Below are 4942 nucleotides of genomic sequence, written 5' to 3'. Positions count from 1 at the left end.
TTCTACCCTCCATAATAACACAAAAGAGCCTAAAATTAAAGTTATCTGTCGACGGTTTCCGCATGTTTGATGGACAAATCATTCATCCTTTTTGCATCTAAAATCGTATAGACTCGCCCTTCTCTTTGGACTAAGCCCTCTTCGATCATCTGCTTGATGACGCGGCTAAGGTGGCGGTAGCTGATCCCAAAACGCAGGGCCAGCTGATTCATCTTGGGCTTGAGGGTCCCGTTTTCATCACCATGTTCCAAAAAATGTGTAGCGAGGCGCTCCTTGACCGAATAATGAAAGTTGGCAGGGGCCAAATAGTTGATCTGGTGCAATTTCTCAGCCAAGGTCTTGGCCGTAGAACGCAAAAAGGTCGGGTCCAGCAGGAGGCGGTCCTTGAAATGCCGAGCAGAGAGCTGGACGACTAGTGAGTCTTGGTCTGCAATGACCGATGTGATACAGACCCGATCGAGCAGGAGCTCAATCTCTCCTAACAGTCCAGGTTTTTCTTGGATTTCAAGGATGGTGTCACTACCATTTTCAAGACTGTGGACGATCTTGAGCCGGCCTTTGAGAAAATAAGGAATGACATCTTGGTCAGAACCCTGGCGGCAGATATACTCTCCAGCCTGATAGAGAACGAGGTCCAGCTGACTAAGACAGTCACCTGGAAAGATCTGATCCAATTGGTAGTCAGTGATGATGTCCGTGAGTTTCGTAGATGGGGAAATTTTTTTCATCTCAATCTCCTAAAATAGGACAAATGTCCTATTTTTCTCTTTCTAAATTGATTATACTAGGATTCTATTGAAAATACTAGTTTGAATCTTTTTTTAAAAAACTAGTAAAGTTAAATGTTACCAGTAAAGTGTAGGAAATAAAAAATGAAAAAAACAATGGAAAGAATCAGTCTCTTGAGCTTGTCGCTCATGCTGATCTCATCTTTTTCAATTACAGCCGGTTTGCCAGCTATGAAGGCCTATTTTAGCCAATTCGGATATTCAGCAGGCCAGGTGGAACTCTTGGTTTCCCTGCCGGCCTTTGCGGTTGTGGCCATGCTCTTTTTAAATAGCCTGATCGAGCGGTGGATGAGTGAGCGCCAGATGATTGTCGCAGGGCTTTTGCTATTTTCAACTAGCGGCCTTGTGCCTTTGGTCGTGCAGGACTATCCTCTCATCTTTCTGAGTCGTATTCTCTTTGGTTTGGGGACAGGAATGATCAATGCCAAGGCTATTTCGATTATCAGTGAACGGTACTCAGGCAATGACAAGACTCGGATGCTGGGCTATCGGGGGTCTGCTGAAGTGGTGGGCTCTGCCATCTTGACTTTTATTGTTGGACAACTCTTACCCCTAGGCTGGCCAGCGATCTTTGCCGTATATGGAGGTGGTTTCTTGATTTTACTCCTCTATATCCTTTTTGTCCCCTATCCTAAGGGGAAAAAACAGGCTAGCTTGAAGGAGAAAAAGAAAGGTTCCGCACGCCTTCGCTCCCCTCAATGGCGTTTTAGTCTGATGCTAGCCGTGATTGCTGGTATCATCATTTGTTTCAATTCTATCATTAGCCTGCGCGTGCCGGATATCATTGTTGACGCTCGTATGGGAACGGCGACAACAGCTGGAACAGTCCTAAGTCTGATGCAATTGACAGGGATTGTAGCGGGAGTGGGATTTGCTAGTTTGACACATGTTTTCAAAAAGAACTTGCTCATGATCATGTGCTTTGGTTTCGGTCTAGCTCTAGCCTTGATTGGCTTGTCTGGACAGCTGTGGAGCCTGGTTCTAGGAACCCTCTTGGCAGGATTTACCTACAGTACGGGAGTCACCAGTATCTTCTATCACTTATCTGAAAAAATTCCGACCAATCTCCTGAATCTTGCGACCTCGCTGGTCTTGATTGGCTGCAATCTTGGATCAGCCGTCTCTTCTTTCTTCATTCAGTTGGTGACGCCACTAGCTCCTTCCAATCACCTGCTCTTTGTCTTGATTGGTGCTTTGATGGTTGGAACAGGAGTCTTCGCCTCACAATTACTAGCACGAACGAAATGATTGAGAAATCATTTCGTTTTTTTAATTCAATCTATTGCGTCCTGTCACTAGCTCGTGTTATTATAGGAGGAGTGTGAAAAAAAGATTAGTTTAAAGGAAAAAATAATGAAAAGAATCATGGAGAAAGTGAGTATTCTCGCGCTTTCATTTATATTGACGACTTCGTTTTCTATTTCGAGTGCGCAGTCGGCCATGTTTGCCTATTATAAGGGAATTCCTCACAGCATGATTGAGCTCTTGGTCTCGCTTCCTTCTGCAGGGATCATGGTTTCACTCATCTTCAATAAATGGATTGGGCGCCTGTTTTCAGAGCGTCAGATGATTGTGATAGGCTTAGTTGCGTACGCCCTGTGTGGCTTTATTCCCTTAATCAGTCCAGCCTATCCAGTTGTCTTTTTGTCTCGGATTATTTTCGGGATGGCGGTTGGTTTACTCAATGTTTCTGCCATTGCCATTATCAGTGAGCGCTATAAAGGAAAAGAACGTGTCCAAACACTTGGCATTCGTGGCTCTGCAGAAGTTGTCGGGACAGCAGTTCTGACCTTTGGGGTTAGTCTTTTGATCCGCTTTGGCTGGCAGGCTGCCTTTCTCGTCTATGGAATCAGTATTCCTATCTTGCTCTTGTATCTCTTATTTGTGCCATATGGATCTACGACGGAAGCAGTGGAGGAAAAACACCGGGATGTCAAGATGACAGGGGGTCAATGGCGGACAGCGCTCGGCTTAGCGGTCGTTGCGGCGTCGATCGTCTTATCTAATGTCATGATTACTGTTCGGATTCCAAGTGTGGTGGAGCAAGTTGGGCATGGCACTGCCCAAACTGCAGGGCTTATTTTAGCAGCTATGCAATTTGTCGGGATCCTTGCAGGATTAGCCTTCTCACCATTGACCCAGCTCTTCCGCGATCGCTTGTTGCTCGTTTCGGGAGTGGCCTATGGCTTGACCCAACTGTTGATCGGGGTTTCTACCAATCTCTGGATGCTTGCCATTGTGACCGTCCTTGCAGGCTTTGCCTATAGTGTAGCTCTCACAACTGTTTTTAATGTCATATCTGATCAGATGCCCGCTGGAGTACTAAGTCAGGCAACTTCCATTGCGATTTTGGGGTGTAGTGCAGGTTCGATCGCGACGACCTTTGTTCTTAGCCTCTTAGGAACTGTTTCCTCAACTTCTGCCTTTATTTTTGGATTTTCTGGTATCCTCATGATCCTGGTTTCCTTTTTTGGTCTTTGGATTGTACGAAAGAGCGGGAAGAAATCATGCGCTTAGATAAATTTTTAGTGGATTGTGGCATGGGGAGTAGGACCGAGGTCAAGCAGCTTCTCAAGCAAAAGAAAATCGCAGTGAATGGAAAAAAAGAGACAGTAGGGAAGCTACAGATTGATCCAGACAAGGATCAGGTGACCTTTATGGGGGAAAATCTGGTCCATGAAACCTTTGTGTATTATCTGCTTCATAAACCAGCTGGAGTCATCTCAGCGACTGAGGATGACCATCACCAAACTGTCTTGGATCTATTGGATGAGACAGCCCGTCACAAGGAAGTCTTTCCTGTCGGGCGCCTAGATATCGATACCCATGGCTTGCTCCTTTTGACCAATAATGGTAAGCTCGCCCATGCCATGCTGTCGCCGAAGAAGCATGTGTCGAAGATCTACCGTGCCCAAGTGGCTGGGATCATGGATGAGGCAGATGTAGCCCGCTTTGAAGCAGGCATTGCCCTCAAAGACTTCACGACCTTGCCCGCGAGATTGCAGATCGTAGAGGTGGATGAGGCAAATGCCAGCTCCTACGTCGAAATCGAAATCGCTGAAGGAAAATTCCATCAAGTCAAGCGCATGGTCGCTGCCTGTGGCAAGGAAGTGGTGGATTTAGAGCGGATCTCGATGGGTCCTCTAACGCTAGATTCCACTCTTCAATTGGGAGAATGGCGGAGACTCCATCCTTCTGAACTCAAGTCCCTAGAGGTATTCGGAGTTCCCTTATAAGCAAAAAACCAAGAGGCTGGGACAAAAGTTCTAGCCTCTCAATTATTTTTAGATTGTCGAGCAAGACGCAGTGGTTGAGTGGGCTCTACTACGCTGATTTCATCATCTTTTACAGCCCTACTCAACTGTGCGGAGGTGGGACGACGAAATCGAATTCTAACGAATTACCGATTTCTGTCCCACTCTCTATTTTTTATTTGTTTCAAAAAAATGTACTTAAAATACAAAAAGCATATATATTAGCTTGTCTTCTCAAAGTAAATCGATTATAATGAAAAAAGATGGGTTGTGTATAAATTCACAATATGTAGTGATAATTTTTCGACTCACATACCTTATCTAGTAAACGTAGAAAAAGGAGAAAAATCGTTTATGAAAAAGTGGCTTTATTCTGTTGTGACAACAGTTGCCCTATTTTTACTAGCGGCTTTAGGATTTGCCAAACCCAATAGTCCAGCTAAAGTCCATGCAGATACGATCAATGATGTTGTGACATCTGTAAACATCTCGAAATCAACTGGTGGAGCGATTACAGATCCACTCGGTGTTTGGGAGAGTTTTCAAGTTGAAGCAAACTTTGTGTTGCCGAATGGACGTGTAAAAAAGGGAGATCAGACCGTTATCCAACTTGGAGATGACTTTAAGGTCTTTGAAACGGACACCATTGACCTGCTGGATCCAAGTGGTCAAAAAGTTGCGACAGCAACGGTAGATGATCAAAGAAAGGTCATCACCGTAACCTATACAGACTATCCTGAAAGAATGGCCAATGTGACAGGGAAACTGCGTTTCTTTGCGCGTGTAGACCACCAAGTCGTCAAAGGACAAAAGACACTTGATTTTACTCTTACGATCGATAAGAAAGTGATTTCGGGTGGGAATATCGATTACAAAGGGGTCAATCCAGGTGAGAATCCT

At 45.0% G+C, this 4942-nt stretch carries 5 protein-coding genes; 4 read left to right on the top strand and 1 reads right to left on the bottom strand.

The annotated features are described in order from the left end of the window. Positions 1-41: 41 nt before the first annotated feature. Positions 42-728 carry a cyclic nucleotide-binding domain-containing protein gene (locus PAN06_RS12950; RefSeq protein ID WP_269796530.1) on the bottom strand — a complete coding sequence of 229 codons (687 nt, stop codon included), beginning with the start codon at positions 726-728 and terminating at the stop codon, positions 42-44. 144 nt (positions 729-872) lie between these two features. Between PAN06_RS12950 and PAN06_RS12945 the strand changes: the two genes are divergently transcribed. The 4 genes from PAN06_RS12945 to PAN06_RS12930 all read left to right on the top strand — a co-directional run. Beyond that, positions 873-2036, top strand: a complete 1164-nt coding sequence (locus PAN06_RS12945; RefSeq protein ID WP_049488733.1) for an MFS transporter — start codon at positions 873-875, stop codon at positions 2034-2036. Between the two features lie 105 nt (positions 2037-2141). Beyond that, a complete protein-coding gene (locus tag PAN06_RS12940; RefSeq protein ID WP_269796529.1) occupies positions 2142-3305 on the top strand; it encodes an MFS transporter in 1164 nt (387 codons plus the stop codon). Then, positions 3296-4024, top strand: coding sequence for a pseudouridine synthase (locus PAN06_RS12935; RefSeq protein ID WP_269796528.1), 729 nt, complete (start codon positions 3296-3298; stop codon positions 4022-4024). The genes PAN06_RS12940 and PAN06_RS12935 overlap by 10 nt, the downstream gene beginning before the upstream one ends. 372 nt (positions 4025-4396) lie before the next feature. Then, positions 4397-4942: Ig-like domain-containing protein (locus tag PAN06_RS12930; protein WP_269796527.1), on the top strand; the 546-nt coding region annotated here is incomplete at its 3' end.

Source organism: Streptococcus sp. SM3, from assembly GCF_027497875.1.
The sequence above is the reverse complement of the archived record's forward strand: the minus strand, read 5'-3'. Positions and strand labels throughout refer to the sequence as shown.

Bases quoted from the DNA above. Each gene is read 5' to 3' on its own strand.
- PAN06_RS12950 (WP_269796530.1), bottom strand. From the start codon at position 728: ATGAAAAAAATTTCCCCATCTACGAAACTCACGGACATCATCACTGAC.
- PAN06_RS12945 (WP_049488733.1), top strand. From the start codon at position 873: ATGAAAAAAACAATGGAAAGAATCAGTCTCTTGAGCTTGTCGCTCATG.
- PAN06_RS12940 (WP_269796529.1), top strand. From the start codon at position 2,142: ATGAAAAGAATCATGGAGAAAGTGAGTATTCTCGCGCTTTCATTTATA.
- PAN06_RS12935 (WP_269796528.1), top strand. From the start codon at position 3,296: ATGCGCTTAGATAAATTTTTAGTGGATTGTGGCATGGGGAGTAGGACC.